The 20,075-nt window shown below is 57.5% G+C and carries 14 protein-coding genes; 4 read left to right on the top strand and 10 right to left on the bottom strand.

Going from position 1 to position 20,075, the window contains the following annotated elements; genetic code table 11:
• Positions 1-10 precede the first annotated feature (10 nt).
• From rodZ to ACMWKA_RS04825, 5 genes are all read right to left on the bottom strand, one after another.
• On the bottom strand, positions 11-1,024 hold the full coding sequence (gene rodZ / locus ACMWKA_RS04805) for a cytoskeleton protein RodZ (RefSeq protein WP_047023259.1): 1,014 nt from the start codon (positions 1,022-1,024) through the stop codon (positions 11-13).
• A 291-nt stretch (positions 1,025-1,315) separates the two neighbouring features.
• Positions 1,316-2,482, bottom strand: a complete 1,167-nt coding sequence (locus ACMWKA_RS04810) for a bifunctional tRNA (adenosine(37)-C2)-methyltransferase TrmG/ribosomal RNA large subunit methyltransferase RlmN (protein ID WP_013098279.1) — start codon at positions 2,480-2,482, stop codon at positions 1,316-1,318.
• Positions 2,483-2,651: 169 nt separating this feature from the next.
• Positions 2,652-3,083, bottom strand: coding sequence for a nucleoside-diphosphate kinase (ndk, locus tag ACMWKA_RS04815; RefSeq protein ID WP_003860625.1), 432 nt, complete (start codon positions 3,081-3,083; stop codon positions 2,652-2,654).
• A 159-nt stretch (positions 3,084-3,242) separates the two neighbouring features.
• Complete coding sequence (gene pbpC / locus ACMWKA_RS04820) at positions 3,243-5,567, bottom strand: peptidoglycan glycosyltransferase PbpC (protein WP_414760036.1); 2,325 nt, start codon at positions 5,565-5,567, stop codon at positions 3,243-3,245.
• A gap of 1 nt (position 5,568) precedes the next feature.
• The gene (locus ACMWKA_RS04825) at positions 5,569-10,521 is read right to left on the bottom strand and encodes an alpha-2-macroglobulin family protein (RefSeq protein WP_414760037.1); all 4,953 of its coding nucleotides are present in this window, start codon (positions 10,519-10,521) and stop codon (positions 5,569-5,571) included.
• Between the two features lie 274 nt (positions 10,522-10,795).
• Here ACMWKA_RS04825 and ACMWKA_RS04830 point away from each other — a divergent pair, with 274 nt between their 5' ends.
• The 4 genes from ACMWKA_RS04830 (at position 10,796) to ACMWKA_RS04845 (ending at position 15,426) form a co-directional block, all read left to right on the top strand.
• Positions 10,796-12,340: a PTS transporter subunit EIIC gene (locus ACMWKA_RS04830; RefSeq protein ID WP_148790430.1), complete on the top strand. Its 1,545-nt coding sequence runs from the start codon at positions 10,796-10,798 to the stop codon at positions 12,338-12,340.
• A gap of 12 nt (positions 12,341-12,352) precedes the next feature.
• Positions 12,353-13,720: a 6-phospho-alpha-glucosidase gene (locus ACMWKA_RS04835; protein ID WP_023620126.1), complete on the top strand. Its 1,368-nt coding sequence runs from the start codon at positions 12,353-12,355 to the stop codon at positions 13,718-13,720.
• A 90-nt stretch (positions 13,721-13,810) separates the two neighbouring features.
• On the top strand, positions 13,811-14,656 hold the full coding sequence (sseA, locus tag ACMWKA_RS04840; RefSeq protein ID WP_102752274.1) for a 3-mercaptopyruvate sulfurtransferase: 846 nt from the start codon (positions 13,811-13,813) through the stop codon (positions 14,654-14,656).
• A complete protein-coding gene (locus tag ACMWKA_RS04845; RefSeq protein WP_013098289.1) occupies positions 14,656-15,426 on the top strand; it encodes a MurR/RpiR family transcriptional regulator in 771 nt (256 codons plus the stop codon). The genes sseA and ACMWKA_RS04845 overlap by 1 nt, the downstream gene beginning before the upstream one ends.
• Positions 15,427-15,443: 17 nt before the next feature.
• Here ACMWKA_RS04845 and sseB read toward each other — a convergent pair whose 3' ends face one another.
• The 5 genes from sseB to hscA form a co-directional block, all read right to left on the bottom strand.
• Positions 15,444-16,220 (bottom strand): enhanced serine sensitivity protein SseB, encoded by a 777-nt coding sequence (gene sseB / locus ACMWKA_RS04850; RefSeq protein WP_102752275.1) that lies wholly within the window; start codon positions 16,218-16,220, stop codon positions 15,444-15,446.
• A 112-nt stretch (positions 16,221-16,332) separates the two neighbouring features.
• On the bottom strand, positions 16,333-17,619 hold the full coding sequence (gene pepB, locus ACMWKA_RS04855) for an aminopeptidase PepB (protein ID WP_013098291.1): 1,287 nt from the start codon (positions 17,617-17,619) through the stop codon (positions 16,333-16,335).
• A gap of 53 nt (positions 17,620-17,672) precedes the next feature.
• Entirely contained in the window at positions 17,673-17,873 is a 201-nt protein-coding gene (gene iscX, locus ACMWKA_RS04860; RefSeq protein ID WP_003860650.1) for a Fe-S cluster assembly protein IscX, read from the bottom strand.
• Position 17,874: 1 nt separating this feature from the next.
• Positions 17,875-18,210, bottom strand: coding sequence for an ISC system 2Fe-2S type ferredoxin (gene fdx, locus ACMWKA_RS04865; RefSeq protein ID WP_102752276.1), 336 nt, complete (start codon positions 18,208-18,210; stop codon positions 17,875-17,877).
• A 1-nt stretch (position 18,211) separates the two neighbouring features.
• Entirely contained in the window at positions 18,212-20,062 is a 1,851-nt protein-coding gene (hscA, locus tag ACMWKA_RS04870) for a Fe-S protein assembly chaperone HscA (RefSeq protein ID WP_102752277.1), read from the bottom strand.
• Between the last annotated feature and the right edge of the window lie 13 nt (positions 20,063-20,075).

The following is a 20,075-nucleotide window of genomic DNA, read 5'->3' on the forward strand; positions in this document are numbered from 1 at the left end:
AGCCCGTCTGTTACTGTGCTGCTGATTGTTCGGCATTAACGGTAAGACGTGCAACCTGGTTAGTTCTGATAAAGCGGCTCAGATCGACAGGTTTTCCTTGATACTGGATCTGTACCGCTGCCGGTGCGCCGATTTTAAGTTTATACGGTGCCTGACCGGTTAGGTTTAACGTGCCATCTTTACGCTGCAGGCCGCTGAACAGTTTTTTACCTGTTGCGTCAGTGACTTCTAACCAGCAGTCAGCAGTGAAATTCATCACCAGCGCGTTAGGGTCAACCGCGGGCGTTGCGACACCGGCCTGATCGGTCGGCAGGGGGGCAGCAGTGTTCGCCGCCGGTGCGTTCGTTGCGGTATCCACAGGAGCCTGAGAAGGTGCAACCACCGCGTTTTGATCCTGCGCTGGAGCCTGCGTCTGAGGCGCTGGCGTGTTAGCCGTTGCCGCTGGGGTCTGCGCAGCGTCGGTAGCTGGCGTATCGGTCGTCGCGGTTTGTGGTTCGCTGGTCGTTGCCGCGCTGTCGGTGCTCAGTGGAACGCTCTGCGCGTTACCGTTTCCGGCCTGGTTAAGTTCGGCAGAGGATTGATCGGCCATCGTGGTGATCTCTTCCTGCTGCGCCTTGTGGTTTTGCCACCACCATGCGCCGGTCAGGCCGACCACCACAAACAGCACCAGCCAGGTGAAGCTCATCAGCCAGCCATCACGTTTTTTACGACGTTTGCCCAAAGAGAAGCTCTGCATCGGTGCAACTTTGGCTGCACGAACCGGTGCCTGCTTCTCCATCATTGGCAGTAATTCGTCTTCAGGGATGTGCACCAGTTTTGCGTAAGAGCGGATATACCCGCGCAAGAATGTTGAAGCCAGATCGGCAGGTGCCTTATCTTCTTCAATATCGCGAACCGTGGAAACCTTCAGGCACAAGCGTTCTGCAACGGCTTGCTGGCTGAGTCCGAGTTGTTCACGGGCGTTGCGAAGACGAACGCCAGTGGAGAGTGCTTCATGTTGGTCGTGAGTGGCTTCAGTATTCATTCGCTACAACTACTGGTACGTGAAAAATAAGGGTTCAGGTGCCGGTGAGTCACAATGCCACCCGCACCGCGAAACTTCTGGTCAGTTAACCTTGAACAGTCAGTATAAGACTGTCAGCCCGGAGATGACAGTGCGCCCTGCCCGTGAAGCTAAACTGTTGTTACGTCGTTACATACTGCCCGAAAGTCGTATGAAACGCACCGTAATTATTACTCAGTCATCACGAATCTGACTGATTATTCAGTAAGATTATGCTTCACGGCGCAATAATGCGCCGTGATTGCATAATAATCAAACAGCTTTGACCGCAATCGTCTCGCCCTGCATGCGTTTACGCAGGGTACGTTTGGTTCGGTCAATCACATCACCCGCCAGCTGACCGCATGCGGCATCGATATCATCACCACGGGTTTTACGCACGATGGTGGTGAAACCGTACTCCATCAACACCTTCGAGAAACGGTCGATACGGCTGTTCGAACTGCGGCCATACGGCGCTCCCGGGAACGGGTTCCATGGGATCAGGTTAATTTTGCACGGCGTATCTTTCAGCAGTGCAGCCAGTTCATGCGCATGCTCGGTACCGTCGTTCACGTGGTCGAGCATCACGTACTCGATGGTTACGCGGCCCTGGTTGGCGTTGGATTTTTCCAGGTAGCGACGCACCGCCGCAAGGAAGGTTTCGATATTGTACTTTTTGTTGATCGGCACAATTTCGTCGCGGATTTCATCGTTTGGCGCATGCAGAGAGATGGCCAGCGCCACATCAATCATGTCGCCCAGCTTATCCAGAGCCGGAACCACGCCTGATGTAGAGAGCGTCACGCGACGTTTGGAGAGGCCAAAACCGAAATCGTCCAGCATGATTTCCATTGCCGGAACCACGTTAGTCAGGTTCAGCAGCGGTTCACCCATCCCCATCATCACCACGTTGGTAATTGGGCGGGTTCCGGTCACTTTCGCCGCGCCAACGATTTTCGCGGCACGCCAGACCTGGCCAATGATTTCCGATACACGCAGGTTACGGTTAAAACCTTGCTGCGCGGTTGAGCAGAATTTGCACTCCAGCGCACAGCCAACCTGAGAAGAGACGCACAGCGTGGCGCGATCGTCTTCCGGGATATACACGGTTTCAACACGCTGATCGCCAACGGCAATCGCCCATTTGATGGTGCCATCTGAAGAGCGTTGTTCTTCCACCACTTCCGGTGCGCGGATTTCAGCCACTTCTTTGAGCTTGTTGCGCAGCACTTTGTTGATGTCAGTCATGTCATCAAAGTTGTCGCTGCAATAGTGGTACATCCATTTCATGACCTGATCGGCACGAAACGGCTTCTCGCCCAACTCTTTAAAGAACTCGCGCATCTGCTGACGGTTCAGATCCAGCAGGTTAATTTTTCCATTTTTATTTGGAACCGCAGGCGTGGCGACTTCGGAGGTATTCACTAATTCAGACATAATATTTTCCGGCCTCGTTGTTACACGTTATGGCCCATGGAGGGTTGAAAAGAAACGCCCCGGAAAGCGTTCTGCTCGTCCGGGGCGTTGCATTGTACAAAGTCTGGCGCAGGGATGCCACGTTTGCACGTGGCATTTACGAAAATAATGTGTAAACGAAACCGTTAAATTAACGGGTACGTGGACACACTTCGCCTTCTGCGAAGAAGAAAGCGATTTCGCGCGCTGCAGATTCAACAGAGTCAGAACCGTGGGTGCCGTTCTCGGTGAAGCTGTCAGCGTAGTCAGCGCGCAGCGTACCTGCCAGCGCGTTATCCGGGTTGGTTGCACCCAGCAGGTCACGGTGACGCTGTACCGCATTTTCGCCTTCCAGCACGGATACCACGATCGGGCCAGAGGTCATGAACTCAACCAGACCGTCAAAGAATGGGCGACCTTCATGCTCAGCGTAGAAACCGCGAGCCTGCTCAACGGTCAGATGCAGCATTTTGGTGCCAACGATCTTAAACCCTGCTGATTCAAAGCGAGCGAAGATGCTGCCAATAACGTTTTTTGCCACCGCGTTTGGTTTGATGATGGAAAAAGTACGTTCAATAGCCATTGATAACCTCTGTAAAATGTTCTGTTGTTTTTGCATACCTGAGTATGGTGTGGCGCGGATTATAATGAGCAATGGCGCCATTGCCTATGGATTCGGGTAACATTTTTTTAAAATAAGACGAGTTTTAGCAACAGCTCACATCTGAGGCCGTTTTTACCGTTACTGCAGCGTAAAATTCACCGTCGCCACCTGACCCGTTTCATCCATGATCAGCAACTGATAATCCCCCGCCTTATCAAGCTGTAATGTATACGTTCTTCCTTTCACACTCAGCGGCTCTCCGTTTAAAAACCACCAGCGCTCACCGTTGTTACCGGTCGCCTGAAGCGGCAACGAAACGCGAGACTCACCGGGCAGACGTTTGATAACCGCTCCCTCACGCACGCCGGTCAGCATGAGCGGTGCAGGTGCATCCTGCGACAACGGCGGACACATTGCTGAAGAGGGAGGAACCCTGACCGCACGACGCTCCGAGGCAGGCAGCCATGGCTCAAGCGGTAACGGCCAGACGTCCAGCACTTTCTCTGTGGCATCCGGGCAATCTGCCGCCACGCGTTTGCCGGTTTTATCCAGCCAGACCGGGAAACGGATCCCGCGGATGCCCTCTTGCTCCGGCAGCAACAGCGTCGGCGGCTCACTACCTTCCAGCAGCCAGGTCGACAGGCGTCGACGGCAGTTTTCACTGCCCTCCGGCAAAGATTGCCCGCCAGGCCAGCAGATCACGCCTCGCCCGACGCTTTCCGGGCGCGGATCGCGTGGCAGGCGCGCTTCGTCTATCGTTGAGCGCGACTGAAGCAGGTTATTCACCTGATTTAACAGAGGTACGGCACTGGCAAAACCAAACTGTCCCGCCACGGGCGTGCCGTCTGGCCTTCCGGTCCAGATGCCAATCACGTAACGCGCATTCAGGCCAATGGCCCAGGCATCGCGATAGCCGTAGCTGGTGCCCGTTTTCCATGCCAGCGGCGCAACCTGCGGCAGTGAGTTATCCGGTAACGGTTGGGCTTCATTCGCCAGAATACGGCGAATAATCCAGGCCGAGCCGGGTGACAACAGCGGACGTTCAACCAGCGCATCACCTGGCTGTAAGCGCAGCCTTCCCGCTTTACCGTGGCGGGCAAAAGCGCTGTAGGCAGCAGTAATATCAGCCAGCCGCGCTCCCGCCCCGCCCAGGATCAACGACAGATTTGGCTGCGCCCCCGCAGGCAAAATAAGCGGCAACCCTGCGTTGCTGAGCATGCCGGCAAAACGCTTAGGCCCGTACGCCTCCAGCACCTGCACGGCAGGCAGGTTAAGGGAGCGCACCAGCGCTTCGCTCATGCTCACCGGCCCATGGAATCCGCTGTCAAAGTTACCGGGACGATAATCACCGGTTTTCCTGGGGACATCCTGAAGCAGTGAAGCGGGATGGATCAATCCATCGTCGAGCGCCATACCGTAGATAAAAGGTTTCAGTACCGATCCCGGGGATCGGATCGCATTCACCATATCCACATGGCTGAAGCGGGTGTCATCGTTAATATCCACCGAACCGACCCAGCCGCGCACTTTCATATTGGTATGATCCACGACGATCATCGCCAGTGAACTGCGCGCCGGCAGGCGGGATTTCCAGTTCATTGCCAGCTCTTCCAGCTGCCGTTGTAAGGCGGCATCCAGAGTGGTGACAATTTTGGTATCACGGCTTTTTCCCAGCATCATGCGTGCGAAGAGCGGCGCCAGCTGGGGCATCTGCCGGGGAGCCAGCCATACCGGCTCTTCACAGGATTCGTTAACCTGTCGGGCTGACCAGACGCCCTGCGTTACCATCCGGTCGAGCACTTTGTTGCGCGCCGCTTCCGCCCGCGCCGGCCAGCGGTCCGGGCGTAAACGGCTGGGGGCCTGAGGTAGCACCGCCAGCAGGGCCGCTTCGGAATAGCTGAGCTGTGATGGCGGTTTACCCAGATAGGTCCAGCTTGCAGCACCTATTCCCTGGAGCGTCCCGCCAAACGGGGCGCGGTTAAGGTAGAGGGTGAGGATCTCGCGCTTGGAGAGGTGCCATTCAAGCTGCATCGCCCGCCAGAGTTGACGAATTTTACCGCCAAAGGTGCGCGGATGCGGATCCAGCAGACGCGCAACCTGCATGGTCAGCGTGCTGCCCCCGGAGACAACCTTACCGGACGTCAGATCCTGCCAGGCAGCGCGCAGCACAGAGAAAGGATTCACGCCTGGATGCTCCCAGAACCAGCGATCTTCATACTGGATCAGGGCCTCAAGATAGCGAGGAGAGACCTCTTCAATCGTGACCGGATAACGCCAGATCCCTTCGCTGTCGGCAAAACGCCAGAGCGGCGTGCCCTTCTCATCCACCACCACCCGGGCGGGGTTAACCTCTTTCAGCGGCAACGGCCAGAGGCGGTCGACGGCGACAATCAGCCCCCATAAAATGAGAAGCGCCCCCGCCAGCCACAGCCAGCGGGAGCGTATCAGACGTGCAACTGACATATTACGGTACAACAATCAGCGGGCCACTGGCCGCACCCGTTGCCCGCCACTGCGGAACATACATGGACTCCACCAGCGGCACCGGTACCTGGTACGTTCCCGGCGTCACGGCGCGCGCCAGATAAACCAGCGTAACCGGCTGCCCTTCGTTCACCGGCACTGCTGCCACAAAGCGGTCGTCGCGGAACTCCATATGCTGAATATCCGCCTGCTGCATCTGGCTAAGCAGGTTCTGCACTTCGCTGCCGCTGTCCTGCAGGCTGGCGCTGCTGCTTGCCAGGTTCTGGTTCTCCAGCTCCAGACCCGCCGGGAGGAGATCCACCACCAGCGCATCCGGCACGTTCTGGCTGGCCTTCACTTCCAGCCATACCAGCACCAGCTCACCGCTCTTCAGCGAAGAGAGCGATTTCGAACTGCCGTCGGTTGCCAGAATATGGCGTTCAATCTGCAGAACATTCGAGGATGGCTGAGGGGCTGAGTCCGGGTAACCGGTGCTATCCAGACGCACCCACAGCGGTGTCGTGCCGGTGTTGGTCACCTGCAGCGCACCAAGCTGATCGCCATTCATATTCTGCACCAGCGCCTTGTCACCGCTCAATGCGGTACCCGAGAGTGAGGTTTCCGCCTGCCATGCTCCGGACAGAGTTTGTAGCGAACGTCCGGCCAGGAATAGCGCGTTACTCTCCTGCGTAGACAGCCAGCGCTGGCTGAAGGCCTGTTCAGACAGGGCATTCAGCAGCGTATTTTGCGCATCCGGCAGCAGCTTGTACTCCTCCAGAAGGGAGAGCATCAGCGCGTTATCACGAAGCGCGCTACCGTAATCCGCCATCCAGTTTCTGCTGTCGTTGCGCGGTGTTTTGAGGGCCAGATCCAGCGCCTGCTGGCTGCGCGGGGCATCCCCCATCAGTTTGAGTGCCATACCGAGCTGCATCAGCGGCAGACCGGAAGCCGCCTGCCCGTGACGATCCCAGATTTCACGCAACGCACCCAGCGGGGCTTTTTGCTGGCGCGCCAGTACCAGTGCGGCATAGGCCTGCACGGCAAATTTGCTGGCCTGAGTATTGTCGCTGTAGCGGATGGACATCATGCCCGGATCCTGCAGGTAGCGGAGCAGTCGGCTATTGGCATTATTGACCGCATCCGTCGGCACGCTGTAGCCCTGCTCACCGGCACGCACCAGGAAGTCAGTGACATAGGCAGTCAGCCAGTACTCTTCCGGACCGTTTTTATCCCAGAGCGCAAAACCACCGTCATCACGCTGCATCTGCAGAAGGCGGGAGATGCCAATATCAATGGCAGCACGACGTTTGTCGTCCGTGTCGCCTTTAATGCCAAGCGCCTTAAGCTGTGACGCGTTGGTATAGAGCGACGGGAACAGGCCACTGGTGGTTTGTTCAAGACAGCCATAAGGATATGCCTGCAGCTCACGGATATAGCGTGCCAGATTAAGCGGCGGTTTGCCGCTAAGCAGCAGTTGTCCCTGCAATGTAGCGGGAGAGAAGCCGTTGATATGCTGCCCTGGCGCAGTCCAGGACTCACCCGGGTTCAGCATGGCCCCGGTATTCACCGTCTGCGCCGGGAACGCAGGACGGACGCCGATTTTCCAGCTCTTCTGCTGCGGAGCGAAGGTCTCGCCAGGCAGCTGAAGTCCTGTTATCTGCGCCGTCACTTCGCCGTCACCGTAACCTTCCAGTGCACGCACCGGAATAAACAGCGTGCTGCGCGCACCCGGTGGCAGTTTGACAGGCTGCGGCTGCGCCCCTTCCAGCAACAGCTTGCCGGTCGCGGTTAAGGCCACATTTAGCGTTTGCGGCTGATCGGTCAGGTTAGTGAGATCCAGCGTCAACCGTGAGGTATCGCCGCTTGCCAGGAAGCGCGGCGTATTAAGCTCGGTAATGACCGGCGCGGCCACAATCACTTTGCTTTCGCTGCTGCCGAAATCTTCTTCCGTCCAGGCCTGCGCCATCAGACGCAGCTCGCCGTTGAAGTCTCCAATTGGCAGGGTGATGGACCCTTCACCATTCGCATCAAGCGTCACTGGCTGTGCCTGCTGGGCGATAATAGTGACATGATTCACCGGCGGCTTACCGCCGCGTTTAAGCTCATCGCCGTCACCACCAAAACGCAGCGCGGCCATACGTCCCTGGCCTTCAATCACCTGGCCGTAGATATCGTAGATATCCGCGCCATAGCGCTTCTGACCAAAGAAGGCCTGCCACGGATCCGGCGTGACGTAATCGGTAATGTTCAGCACACCGCTGTCCACCGCGGAGACCAGCACGTTCACTTTCTGTGGTACCGGGCCCTCTTTAACGCTGGCTTTTACTTTCACGGAAAGCGTCTGGTTAGGGCGCATTTTCTGCGGGTTATCCAGCGCGATATTCAGACGGCGATTTTCATCCCCCATCGGCAGATGCAGCAGGCCAACCGCCCGCTTCGGCGTGGCGGATTTGGATTTATCGCCAGGGCGAACCACCAGCGTGCTGAGATAGAGGTCGTGGCGTTTCCAGGCTTTGTCTACCGGAATAGACAGATCCAGTCCGTTGGCCGGGACGTCGATCTCTTTCCACCACAGTGGCCCTTCGCTGGATTCGATCATCGCATAGCCTTTACCTGCGGCAGGTGCGGCGATATGCAACTGGATGGTGTCACCCGGCTGGTAAGAAGGCTTATCCAGTTTCAGGGTCACGCGGTCGGGGCGCGCGGCTCCCGTGCCGTCACTGTTATCCTGCCAGCTGTACCCGGCCCAGAAACGTACGCTGCTGACCATGTCATCAGGCGCTTTCACTTCCAGACGATAGGAGCCCCACTCTACCGGGAACGTCACTTTACCCGTTTCATCGGCCTTGAGGGTCAGCTCCTGCTCGCCTTCAATGAGATCTTTTTGATCAAACTGGGACTGCCAGCCATCGCTTTCTGACCAGTTCCAATAGTAGTCGCGGCGTTCGCGGATCAGGCGCACCTGTAACCCGGAAACAGCCTTTTTCGCCCCACTGGCATCGGCATAGACAATGTCGAAACTGGCGTTGCCGTTTTCATCGACGATAGGCTGGTTAACGGTGGTATCGGTGCGGTAATCATACACCGCCTTGCTTGCGAACTGAGGACGAATACCCGGTAATTCGGCTGCTGGCCAGATAGCCTGTTCAGCACGACGCGTCACCGGACGACCGCCTGATTCCAGCAGGCTGGCCTGCAGGATCAGCTGAAGCGGAGAGTGCACCTCTTTCCACTGGCTTTCTGTAGAGACCTGCCCACGCCCCTGTTCATCAAGCGTAAGCTGCACTTCATCCAGGCTGCGACTCAGGTTGTCTTCGGCGATATCGCCAAACTGGAAGCCAGGCAGCGCCGGAACCGCTTCACGCAGTGGACGCAAAAAGAGCTGCCCCTGCAGGGCATTACCGTTGGCCGGTGCGCCGTAGAGGTAATATCCCACCACGTTAAAGTCGACGTTATCCTGCGGTGAAACCGGCGTTTTTTGTCCGCTCAGATTCAGCGCCATACGCTCTGGCATAAAATCTTCGACGTGGAAGTCCCACAGACGCTGCTGGTTATCGCCCGTATTGGCGCGGATATGCCACATGCCGGTTTGTGCCCCGCTGTCCAGCGGATAGTTAAAGCGATAGAGACCATTCTCCGGCTGGACGACGACGGTACGCGCTACCTGCCCGTCCGGGCGAAGCACATCCAGCTTCACCGGCTGCGCGGGCAGCGGTTTACCGTCGCTGTCGCGCAGTAAGCCGTTCAGGATCACCGTTTCGCCTGGGCGATAGAGGTCACGCGGGCCAAACATAAAGAATTGCTTGCTGTAACCCGGGCTACCGGCAATGTCGAACTCCGCCAGATCGAGTGCCGGCAGCTTGAGGTCAAGCAGCGTAGTCTGGCCATCTTTACTGGCAAGGATCAGCGCGGCTTCTTTGTCAGTTTCGAGCTTTGCATGGCCGTCGGCATCGCTGTTCGCCTCAGCCAGGGTCTGCCCTTTATCGTTTAACAGCGTGACGGTTACGCCGGATTGCGCCGCACCGTTTTCCAGGCTCTGGGTGAAGATATCGAGACGGTTATGATAACGGTGAGCGGACAGCCCAATATCGCTTAAGGTGAAGAGCGTGGCGGCATTGCTGTAGTTGTAGTGCCCTGCCTGATTCATCACTGCGATATAGACGCCCGACTGCTGGAGCGGCTTGATATCTTTCAGCGGCAGCAGCAGTTTTTCACGCGTGTTGCGTGCCGGGTTAAGATCGAAACGACCGGTATAAACCAACTCGGCCATCTTCAGCAGATTGTCAGATTCCCAGTTGGTCAGCGAGTTACGGTATTCCCACTGGCTGACGAATGAAGCCAGCGACTCCGGTTTCACGCGATAAAAGTTCACGTCCACGTTATTGACGTTGAGCGCCATGACAGGCAAGCCTTCCACCACTTTACCCGGCAGCAGTGACCCGCGGCTGGCGAAGCCGACCGTCGGCTCGACATCCCGGGTGGTCAGGGCTTTTTCGTAGTCGATGCCAAAAGTCGCTTTGTTTAACGCCTGCAGATCGCGTTCCACGGTGACGACCAGATTGCGGTTAGGCTCCAGATGGCGCAGACGAAGCTCTTTCAGGTTCGGCGCCAGTTCCCACGCCCCGTCAACCTTGCCGCTTTTCTTATCCACGACATGCACGGTTTTCGAGAAATCCTGATCCGGATTCAGTGGAACAGAGAATGTCAGCACCAGCGTGGCGGCGCCGTCCAGCTGCACTTCAGAGGCATCAAGCAGAGTGAGAGCTTTGCCCTGACTTTGTGCCGCCAGTTTTGCCAGCTTGTCAGCGTCTGGCTTTTCCGCCGCTTTTGGTGTGGTTGCTGTAGATGCCGCGGGAGCCGCAGCCTGAGGTTTATCGTCGCTGTTATCACAGCCGACAAGCGTAAACGTGGTGAGCAGCGCAAGAGAGAGCGCGGCTAAGCGAAACGGTTTCATCCTTTGTCCCTGGCCCATGGAGCCTGTTGGTCGTCTTCCGGATAAGTATTATCCGCAAGTTTCGTTAATACAAAAAGTCCATTTTTAGGATCTGGAAGGCGGCTCGCATCGTCAACGTGGTGATGTTACGCCGATCACAACGTCAAACGTCACATGTTACCTTTCACGTCATTTGTTTTTAAAACAAGAAGATAGCTGGATAAGCTCGCCGGGAGCCTGCTAGTTTTAAGCTCAAGACGCACCCCGAGTGCGCGGTTCAATAAGAGAGAAAGCCATGAAACGAGCCGTGAACGCCCTACAAAATTTCGGAAAATCATTGTACGGACCGGTACTTATTTTACCGATCGTCGGTCTGTTTATCGCCTTTGGCAATGTGCTGGGCAATGGCAACCTGGCCGAGTATCTGCCGTTTCTCGGCCATCCGCTGATCCAGAATATCGGCCAGCTGATCGCCAAATCTGCCGTGTCGGTGCTGGTTAACCTGGCCCTGGTGTTTGCCGTCGGCATCCCGATTGGTCTGGCAACACGGGATAAAGGCTACGCGGCGCTGATTGGGCTGGTGACGTTTGTGGTGTTTATCAACGCCATGAACGTCACGCTACAGCTTCAGGGCGAACTGGCAAACGCAGCACAGATGAAAGCCGCCGGGCAGACCATGGTGCTGGGCGTTCAGGTGCTGGAGATGGGCGTGTTCGCCGGGATCCTGACCGGCGCGCTTGCCGGATACCTGTACAACAAATACTCCGGCGTACAGTTTAACGGCGCGATGGCGATTTACTCTGGTCACTGTTTTGTCGCCATTGTGATGCTGCCCGTTTCCATGCTGCTCGGCGTAGTAATGAGCGAGCTGTGGCCGTTTGCCCAGCACGGCATTAGCGCAATGGCGCTTGCCATCAAAGGTTCCGGTCCGTTCGGCGTGGCGATCTACGGCTTCCTTGAGCGCATTCTGGTGCCCACCGGTCTGCATCATCTGGTCTATACCCCGTTCCTGTATACCGAACTGGGCGGCACGCAAGAGGTGTGCGGTACGGTTTATCAGGGCGCGCGCAACATTTACTTCGCGGAAATGGCCTGCCCGGAGGTGAAACAGCTCAGCAGCACGGTGGTATGGGATGCGCGCGGCATCAGCAAGATGTTTGGCCTGCCGGCGGCGGCGCTGGCGATGTACATGACCGCAAAGCCGGAGCGTAAAGCGGCAGCAAAAGCGATTCTGATCCCGGCGGCGCTCACTTCGCTGCTGGTCGGCGTCACCGAGCCCATCGAGTTCTCCTTCCTGTTTGTCGCCCCGCTGCTGTTCGTGGTGCACGCGGTGCTGACGGGTATCGGGATGATGCTGTTCTCCCTGCTGGGTGTTCACGCCATCGGCGCTAACGGGATTATCGATTTTATTCTCTACAACCTGCCGCTCGGTACGGAAAAGTCCAACTGGCCGATGTACATCGTGGTCGGGCTGATCATGTTCGCCCTCTACTTCGTGGTGTTCCGCTTCCTGATCCTGCGTTTCAACATGAAAACGCCAGGCCGTGAAGATGAGGATCAGGAGACGCGCCTTTACAGCAAACAGGAGTACCAGGCGAAGGGCAATAACGACGGGCTGGGTGAATCCATCGTCGTCGGTCTGGGCGGCCGGGAAAATATTGAAGTGGTGGATAACTGCTACACCCGCTTACGTGTGACGGTGAAGGATGTCGCCATCATTGATGAGCCGCGCCTGAAAGCGACCGGCGCAAAAGGGATTATCAAACAAGGTAACAACGTTCAGGTGGTCTACGGGCTGCATGTCAAAAAAATGCGAGAAGCCGTTGAGACGTTTCTCTGAAAGGAGCTAAAGATGTTTACACCCCCATTCATTCTGTCGATTGCTGGCGGCGGTAGCACCTACACGCCAGGTATTGTGAAAAGCCTGATGGTGCGTCTGCAGGACTTCCCACTGGCCGAAATCCGCCTCTACGACATCGACGAGGCGCGTCAGAACACGATTGCCCCGGTGGTGGAAAAAGTGATCCGCGACCACAGCCAGAGCATCAAATTTACCGTCACCAATGACCCGGAAGTGGCCTTCAGCGGCGCACACTTCGTCTTCGCCCAGATGCGCGTTGGCCAGTATAAAATGCGCGAGCAGGATGAGAAGATCCCGCTGCGCCACGGCGTGGTTGGTCAGGAGACCTGCGGCCCCGGCGGGCTGGCTTACGGGCTGCGTACGATCCTGCCAATGGTCGAGCTTATCGATCTGGTGGATCGCTACGCGCATGAAAAAGCATGGATCGTAAACTACTCCAACCCGGCGGCAATCGTCGCAGAGGGGGTGCGTCGCCTGCGACCGAACGCCCGCGTGCTGAATATTTGCGATATGCCGGTTGCTGCAATGCGTAACATGGGAGCCATTCTGGGGGTCGATCGCCGCAAGCTGGAGGTGGACTACTTTGGGCTGAATCACTTCGGCTGGTTTACCCGTGTGTTGGTGGACGGTGAGGACAAGCTTCCGGAGCTGCGTAAACATATCGCGAAGTTTGGTCTGCTGACGGAAGATGCCGCCAAAACCGACCCGCAGCACTCCGATCCGTCGTGGGTGAAAACCTGGCGCAACATCAAGCCGATCATGGATAACTTCCCGGAGTATCTGCCGAACCCGTATCTGCAGTACTACCTGATGCCGAACCAGATTGTTGAGCATCAGAACCCCGACTACACCCGCGCTAACGAAGTGATGAACGGGCGCGAGAAAAAGCTGTTTGCCGCAGCCGAAGAATATAAGCGTACCGGGATCCTGCCGGACGCCTTCCACGTTGGCGTTCACGGCGAGTTTATCGTCGATGTCGCCTGCTCGCTGGCCTTCAACCTGCGGAGCCGTCATCTGGTGATGGTGGAAAACCGCGGGGCAATTACAAATCTGCCGTACGATGCGGTCGTCGAGGTTCCCGCTTATATCACATCCGAGGGGCCAGAGCCTGTCCGCGTGGGCCAGGTGCCGCTGTTCCATCAGACGCTGCTGCAACAGCAGCTCGCCTCTGAACAACTGCTGGTGGAAGCAACCATTGAAGGGAGCTATGAGAAAGCGCTGCAGGCATTTACCCTGAATCGTACCGTGCCGACCATGGAGCACGCGAAAGCGATTCTGGATGAGATGATCGAGGCTAACCGCGAGTACTGGCCTGCGCTGCAAAAAGCCTGGCAGAACGGCGAAGCGGTGAAAAAATAGGGGCTTGCTCGCGAGTTGAACGTGGTTTGCTTGTCGGTGTCAGAAAAAACACCGACAATCCTTTTTTACGGAAAAGAATGGAGGCAACCCATGTCCACCTCATATTTTGTCGCCGCCGACTGGCTGATTGAGCACGGCGACGATCCTGAAGTGCAGATTATTGACGCGCGTATGGCTCCTCCGGGCCAGGAGCATCGTGACGTTCCCGGTGAATACCGCGCAGGGCACCTGCCGGGCGCGGTATTTTTTGATATCGAAGCCCTCTCCGATCACACCTCCTCTCTGCCGCACATGCTGCCACGCCCGGAAGCCTTCTCCGTGGCGATGCGCGAGCTGGGCATCAGCAAAGACAAACACCTCGTTGTTTATGATGAAGGTAACCTCTTCTCTGCCCCGCGCGCGTGGTGGATGCTGAAAAACTTCGGCGTCGAGAAAGTCTCGATTCTGGCGGGGGGTCTGGCTGGCTGGAAGCGCGACGAACTGCCGCTGCAGCAGGGGGACGTGACGCTGCCGGAGGGGGATTTTGACGCGACGTTTGACGCAAATGTGGTGAAACGCCTGACCGACGTGCTGGTCGTCAGCCATGAAAACACTGCTCAAATCGTCGATGCGCGTCCTGCCGCACGTTTTAACGCTGAAGCGGACGAACCTCGCCCTGGCCTGAAACGCGGACACATTCCGGGGGCGTTGAACGTGCCGTGGGGCGATCTGGTGTTTGAGGGCGAGCTGAAAACCACCGATGAGCTACGCGCGATTTTTGATCGTCAGGGCGTGGATTTACACCGTCCAATTATTGCCAGCTGCGGTTCCGGCGTAACGGCCTGCGTGGTGATCCTGGCGCTCGCCACGCTCGGCGTAAACGACGTCACGCTGTACGACGGCGCCTGGAGTGAGTGGGGTGCGCGGGACGACCTGCCGATTGAACCCGCGAAATAATGGATAACCGCCTGGCCACGCTGTTAACGCGCGGGGAATCGCTAACCCGCGCGGAGTATCGCGTACTCGCCCATCTCACGGAGCATCCGCTGCTGGTGGGTAACATCACGGTGCGGGAACTGGCGCAGGCGACATTTGTCTCTACCGCGACGATTATGCGGCTGTGTCAGAAGCTGGGGTTCAGCGGGTTTAGCGAGTTTATCTGGCACTGCAAACAGCTCCTCACCGACACGCCGCATATTACGACGCAAGGAAACGCCCTTCCGCAGTTGCCCGCGCTGTTCAGCCAGTTTATTGCCAACTATCAGCAGACATTCCAGTGGGTGACCGATGAGAAGCGTCTGCAGTTTGCCGACCTGCTGCGTCACAAAGAGAGCTTCTTTCTCTACGGTGCCGGGTTTTCCTATCTGTTTGCCGAATACCTGACCAAAAAACTGCAGGTGCTGGGGAAAACGGCGTTTATCTCCGGGCCGGGTGACAGCCGGAACATCTTTCTCAGTAACGCCGCCCGTTATCAGGTATTTATTGCCGTCTCGCGCAGCGGCGAAACAGAGCAGGTGCTGGATAAAGCGCGGATCGCCAAAAACGTCGGGATGACGATTGTCGCGTTTACCCGCGCCTCGGCCAATACGCTGGCGGGCATGGCGGACGTGCACTTCGCTCTCTATGACGAGGCGGTGCATTACGCCGCGGAAGCCGCAGGGGTGACGTCGTTTGAGTCGAATCTGGTACTGCTGATGGATTTACTGCTGCTGGAAGCAACGGGGTGACAGTCACCCCGCTGTAATCAGATGATGCGGTTGGTTTTGAGATCGCGCAGGAAACCGCCCCAGCGACGCTCATAAAACGGTGTGATGTGCTCGGTAATAAAGTGGCTGATGCCCTTCTCACCGTTCTTCACCTGGCAGATATCAATTGGCTCATCGCCCGGCAACGTATCAGTGGCCACACTGCCCGCCGCCTGGATGATCTCATCAATATCAGCGTCAGCTTCAATACCAATCAACAGTACCGGCTGTTCATCCGCTTGCTCTTTAATCGAACAGAGGAACGCGCGTCTTACCGGCTTCAGGGTTTTGAACAACGTGGTCAGGGAATCGATCATCTGCGCTGGCGGTTCGGCCACTTCAGAGAGCAGCAGCGTTTCGCCCCCTTCCAGCACTTCCTGGGTGCTGAGCGGGTTACCCTCTTCACCAATCAGATGGCTGATTTCACGCGGCGTGAACTCTTTCCCGGTCGGCAGTTTCGCATTAAGGAACAGCGTCTGGCCCAGCGTCATTTCGAACAGCGTGCGCACCGGCATCACCACGAACGCCTGTTCGTCTTCAACGGCGGTCTGCAGCGCTTCAAGCGAGGTAAAGAACGGGATCACCGAGGTGCCGTCGTCTTTCTCCCAGTGCAGCAGATCCAGCGCGCTATCTTCAACAACCTGCTCACCTTCCGCCGCGGTTCCTGGCACCCAGACGGTGGATTCCAGCAGCGTGCGGAAAAATGCCGGACGGTGGGCGGGCTCGGTAGCCGCCTGCTCCAGCAGAGTTTCTAATTCGTTTTTGGTTTCGGACATAACAATTCCAGATAATGCATTTCCCCCCTCACCCCGGCCCTCTCCCTCAAGGGAGAGGGAGCAAACCATCCCCTCTCCCCGTGGGAGAGGGTTAGGGTGAGGGCAATGACGATTATTCAGCCGTCAGCAGGTTCGCCACGGTACGCACGCCCAGGCCGGTCGCACCCGCAGACCACTGCTCAACCGCCGCTTTACGGTAGGTTGCGGAGCAGTCGATATGCAGCCAGCCTTCGTGATAGTTCTCAACGAAGTGGGACAGGAAGCCTGCTGCGGTGCTTGCACCCGCCGGGTATGCCGCGCTCGCGGTGTTATTCAGTTCGGCAAAATTAGACGGCAGCTGGCTGCGGTGGAATTCCGCCAGCGGCAGACGCCAGAACGGTTCGTTTTCTGCCGCGGCGCTTGCCAGCAGGCGGGCCGCCAGCTTGTCGTCAAAGCTGAACAGCGCATGGTAGTCGTTACCCAGCGCCGTTTTTGCCGCGCCGGTCAGGGTGGCCATATCGATAATCAACTCTGGCTTCTGGGCAGAAGCGTCGATCAGGCCATCGGCCAGCACCAGACGGCCTTCTGCATCGGTGTTCATCACTTCAACATTTTTGCCGTTGCGGTAGCGAATGATGTCGCCCAGCTTGAAGGCGTTACCGCTTACCATGTTGTCCGCGCAGCACAGGTACAGCTTCACGCGTTTTTTCAGGCCACGGGTAATCGCAAACGCCAGCGCACCGGTAATGGTTGCCGCCCCGCCCATGTCGGATTTCATGGAGTCCATGAACGCGCTCTGCTTCAGGCTGTAGCCACCGGTGTCGAAGGTGATACCTTTCCCGACCAGGCAGGCAAACACTGGCGCGTCTTTATCGCCGGTTGGGTTGTAGTCCAGCGCCAGCAGCACCGGTGGACGCTCAGAGCCACGACCCACGGTGTGAATGCCCATGTAGTTCTGCTCGCGCAGGTCTTCACCTTTGGTGATGCGATAAGACATGTTGTCGCCTGCCACGCCGCACAGCAGGTCAACGGCGCGCTGTGCCAGCTGTTCCGGCCCCAGCTCTTCTGCCGGTGCGTTAATGGTGTCACGTACCCAGTCGATAATGGTCAGGCGGCTTTCCAGCTCTTTTTGACCGGCTTCGTCAAGGTTGGCCCACTCAATTTTGCGGGTGCCTTTTGGCCCTTTATAACCGGCCCAGAACGCCCAGCTGCGGTCGGTGTCCCAGCCCTCGCCTGCCAGAGAGACATGCTTAATGCCGAGCCCATCAATTTTACGCGCGGCGCGCTGGATCAGGCCCAGATCGTCGTTGCCCGTCAGGTGCAGGGTAATACCGTCGTTATTGATACTGTAAGTGGCTTTTTCGCCCCAACGCGCATCGGCGGGTTGCGTAGAGAGCGTAATCTTCATCGCTTCGGTCATTTTATTTATCCTTATTAGCAAACGGGCCGCCTGAAGGCAGCCCGTTACGTGATTTACTCTGCTTCATCTAACCAGACTAACAGAATCGCCTCCAGAATTTTTTCATTGGATGCGTTGGGATCGTCGTCAAAATCCTCTAAATCGCAGATCCACTGATGCATATCGGTGAAACGTACGGTTTTTGGATCGAGATCCGGGTTAGCGTCGTAGAGCGCTTCGCCGATTTCACGGCTGTCTGTCCACTTCAGTCCCATATTAATGCTCGCGTGCGTGGTTGATGGTGTAGCGTGGGAACTCCACGACCAGATCTTCGTCGGTCACCGCTGCCTGGCAGCTTAAGCGGCTGTCGGGCTCCAGACCCCATGCTTTATCCAGCATGTCATCTTCGTCTTCGGTGCTCTCGGCAAGCGAGTCGAAACCTTCACGCACGATGCAGTGGCATGTTGTGCAGGCACAGGATTTTTCACAGGCGTGTTCCACTTCGATACCTGCACGCAGGGCAACATCGAGAATGGTTTCACCGGGCTTCGCTTCCAGAACAGCGCCATCCGGACAGAGGTCCGCATGAGGCAAAATAACAATCTTTGGCATATTAAACCTCGTCCACGGACTGGCCTTTCAGCGCGACGCGGACAGATTTGTCCATGCGGCGAGCAGCAAAGTCCTGGGTTTGTTTATCAACGTTTTTAATGGCTTCTTCTATTGTGTCAGCGTCATTGCCCTGGGCGACCACGCTTAAGTGCGCAGCAGCCTCGTCAATCACCTGACGCTCAGCGGCGCTTAACAGCGCGGCATCGGCAGCGAGCGCGCCGTTCAGGCTTTCCAGCACGCGTGCGGCTTCCACTTTTTGTTCGGCCAGCATACGCGCCTTCACATCCTGCTCGGCGTAGCTCATTGAGTCCTGAATCATGGAGGCGATTTCGCCATCGGTCAGGCCGTAGGACGGCTTCACCTGAATGGACGATTCGACACCGGTCGATTTTTCCATCGCCGTGACGCTCAGCAGGCCGTCCGCATCCACCTGGAAGGTGACGCGAATATGCGCCCCGCCCGCAGGCAGCGCCGGAATGCCCCGCAGCGCAAAGCGCGCCAGCGAGCGGCAGTCCTGCACCAGTTCGCGTTCGCCCTGCATCACGTGAATGGACATGGCCGTCTGACCGTCTTTAAAGGTAGTGAACTCCTGCGCACGTGCCACCGGAATGGTGGTGTTGCGCGGAATGACTTTCTCCACCAGTCCGCCCATGGTCTCTAAACCCAGCGACAGCGGGATAACGTCCAGCAGCAGCATTTCACTGTCAGGCTTGTTGCCGACCAGAATATCCGCCTGAATCGCCGCGCCCACGGCAACCACTTTGTCCGGGTCAATGGAGGTCAGCGGCGTGCGGCCAAAGAATTCGCCTACACGCTCACGCACCAGCGGTACGCGGGTGGAGCCACCCACCATGACCACTTCCAGCACCTCATCCGCCTCAACGCCGGCATCTTTCAGCGCACGACGGCAGGCTAACAGCGTGCGTTTCACCAGGGGGGCGATGAGATCGTTAAACTGTTCACGGGCGATCTCACCCTGCCAGCCCGCCACGTTCACACTGACTGACTCAGCATCGCTTAGCGCAATTTTGGCCTCGATGGCCGCATCCAGCAGTTCACGCTGTACGCGCGCATCGTTGCGATCGCTAATGCCCGCCTGCTCACGAATGTAATCCGCCAGCAGATGGTCAAAGTCATCGCCGCCCAGCGCGGAGTCCCCGCCGGTCGCCAGCACTTCAAACACCCCACGGCTTAAGCGCAGGATCGAAATATCAAAGGTGCCGCCGCCGAGATCGTAAACCGCAATCACCCCTTCCTGACCGGAGTCGAGGCCGTAGGCAATCGCTGCCGCTGTCGGTTCGTTCAGCAGGCGCAGCACGTGCAGGCCCGCCAGACGCGCGGCGTCTTTGGTGCCCTGACGCTGTGCGTCATCAAAGTAGGCCGGAACGGTAATCACCACACCGTCTAAATCGCCGCCGAGCGTTGCCGTGGCACGCTCCGCCAACGCTTTTAGGATGTCAGCGGATACGCGAATCGGGTTCAGCAGCCCGGCCGCAGTCGCAATCATCGGCAGGCCGTTTTCACTGGCCTGCAGCTGATACGGCAGATGCGGGTAACGGGTCTGAATATCGGCCAGCGAGCGGCCCATCATCCGCTTAACGGAGCTGATGGTATTCGCCGGATCGCGCGCGGCGTTAGCGCGGGCATCAAAGCCCACCGCGTGGCCCTGCTGCTGGTAGTGGACCACGGAAGGCAGCAGATGGCGGCCCTGCTCGTCAGCCAGCGTCTCCGCCTGGCCGCTACGCACGGTCGCCACGAGGGAATTGGTGGTGCCAAGATCAATACCCACCGCCAGACGACGCTGGTGCGGTGCGGCACTTAAGCCAGGCTCACTAATTTGTAATAAGGCCATAATTGCTTCCGAA

Source organism: Enterobacter sp. 03-F-07-AD-ECC (assembly GCF_047530935.1).
In the GTDB taxonomy this organism is placed as follows: Bacteria; Pseudomonadota; Gammaproteobacteria; order Enterobacterales; family Enterobacteriaceae; genus Enterobacter; species Enterobacter cloacae.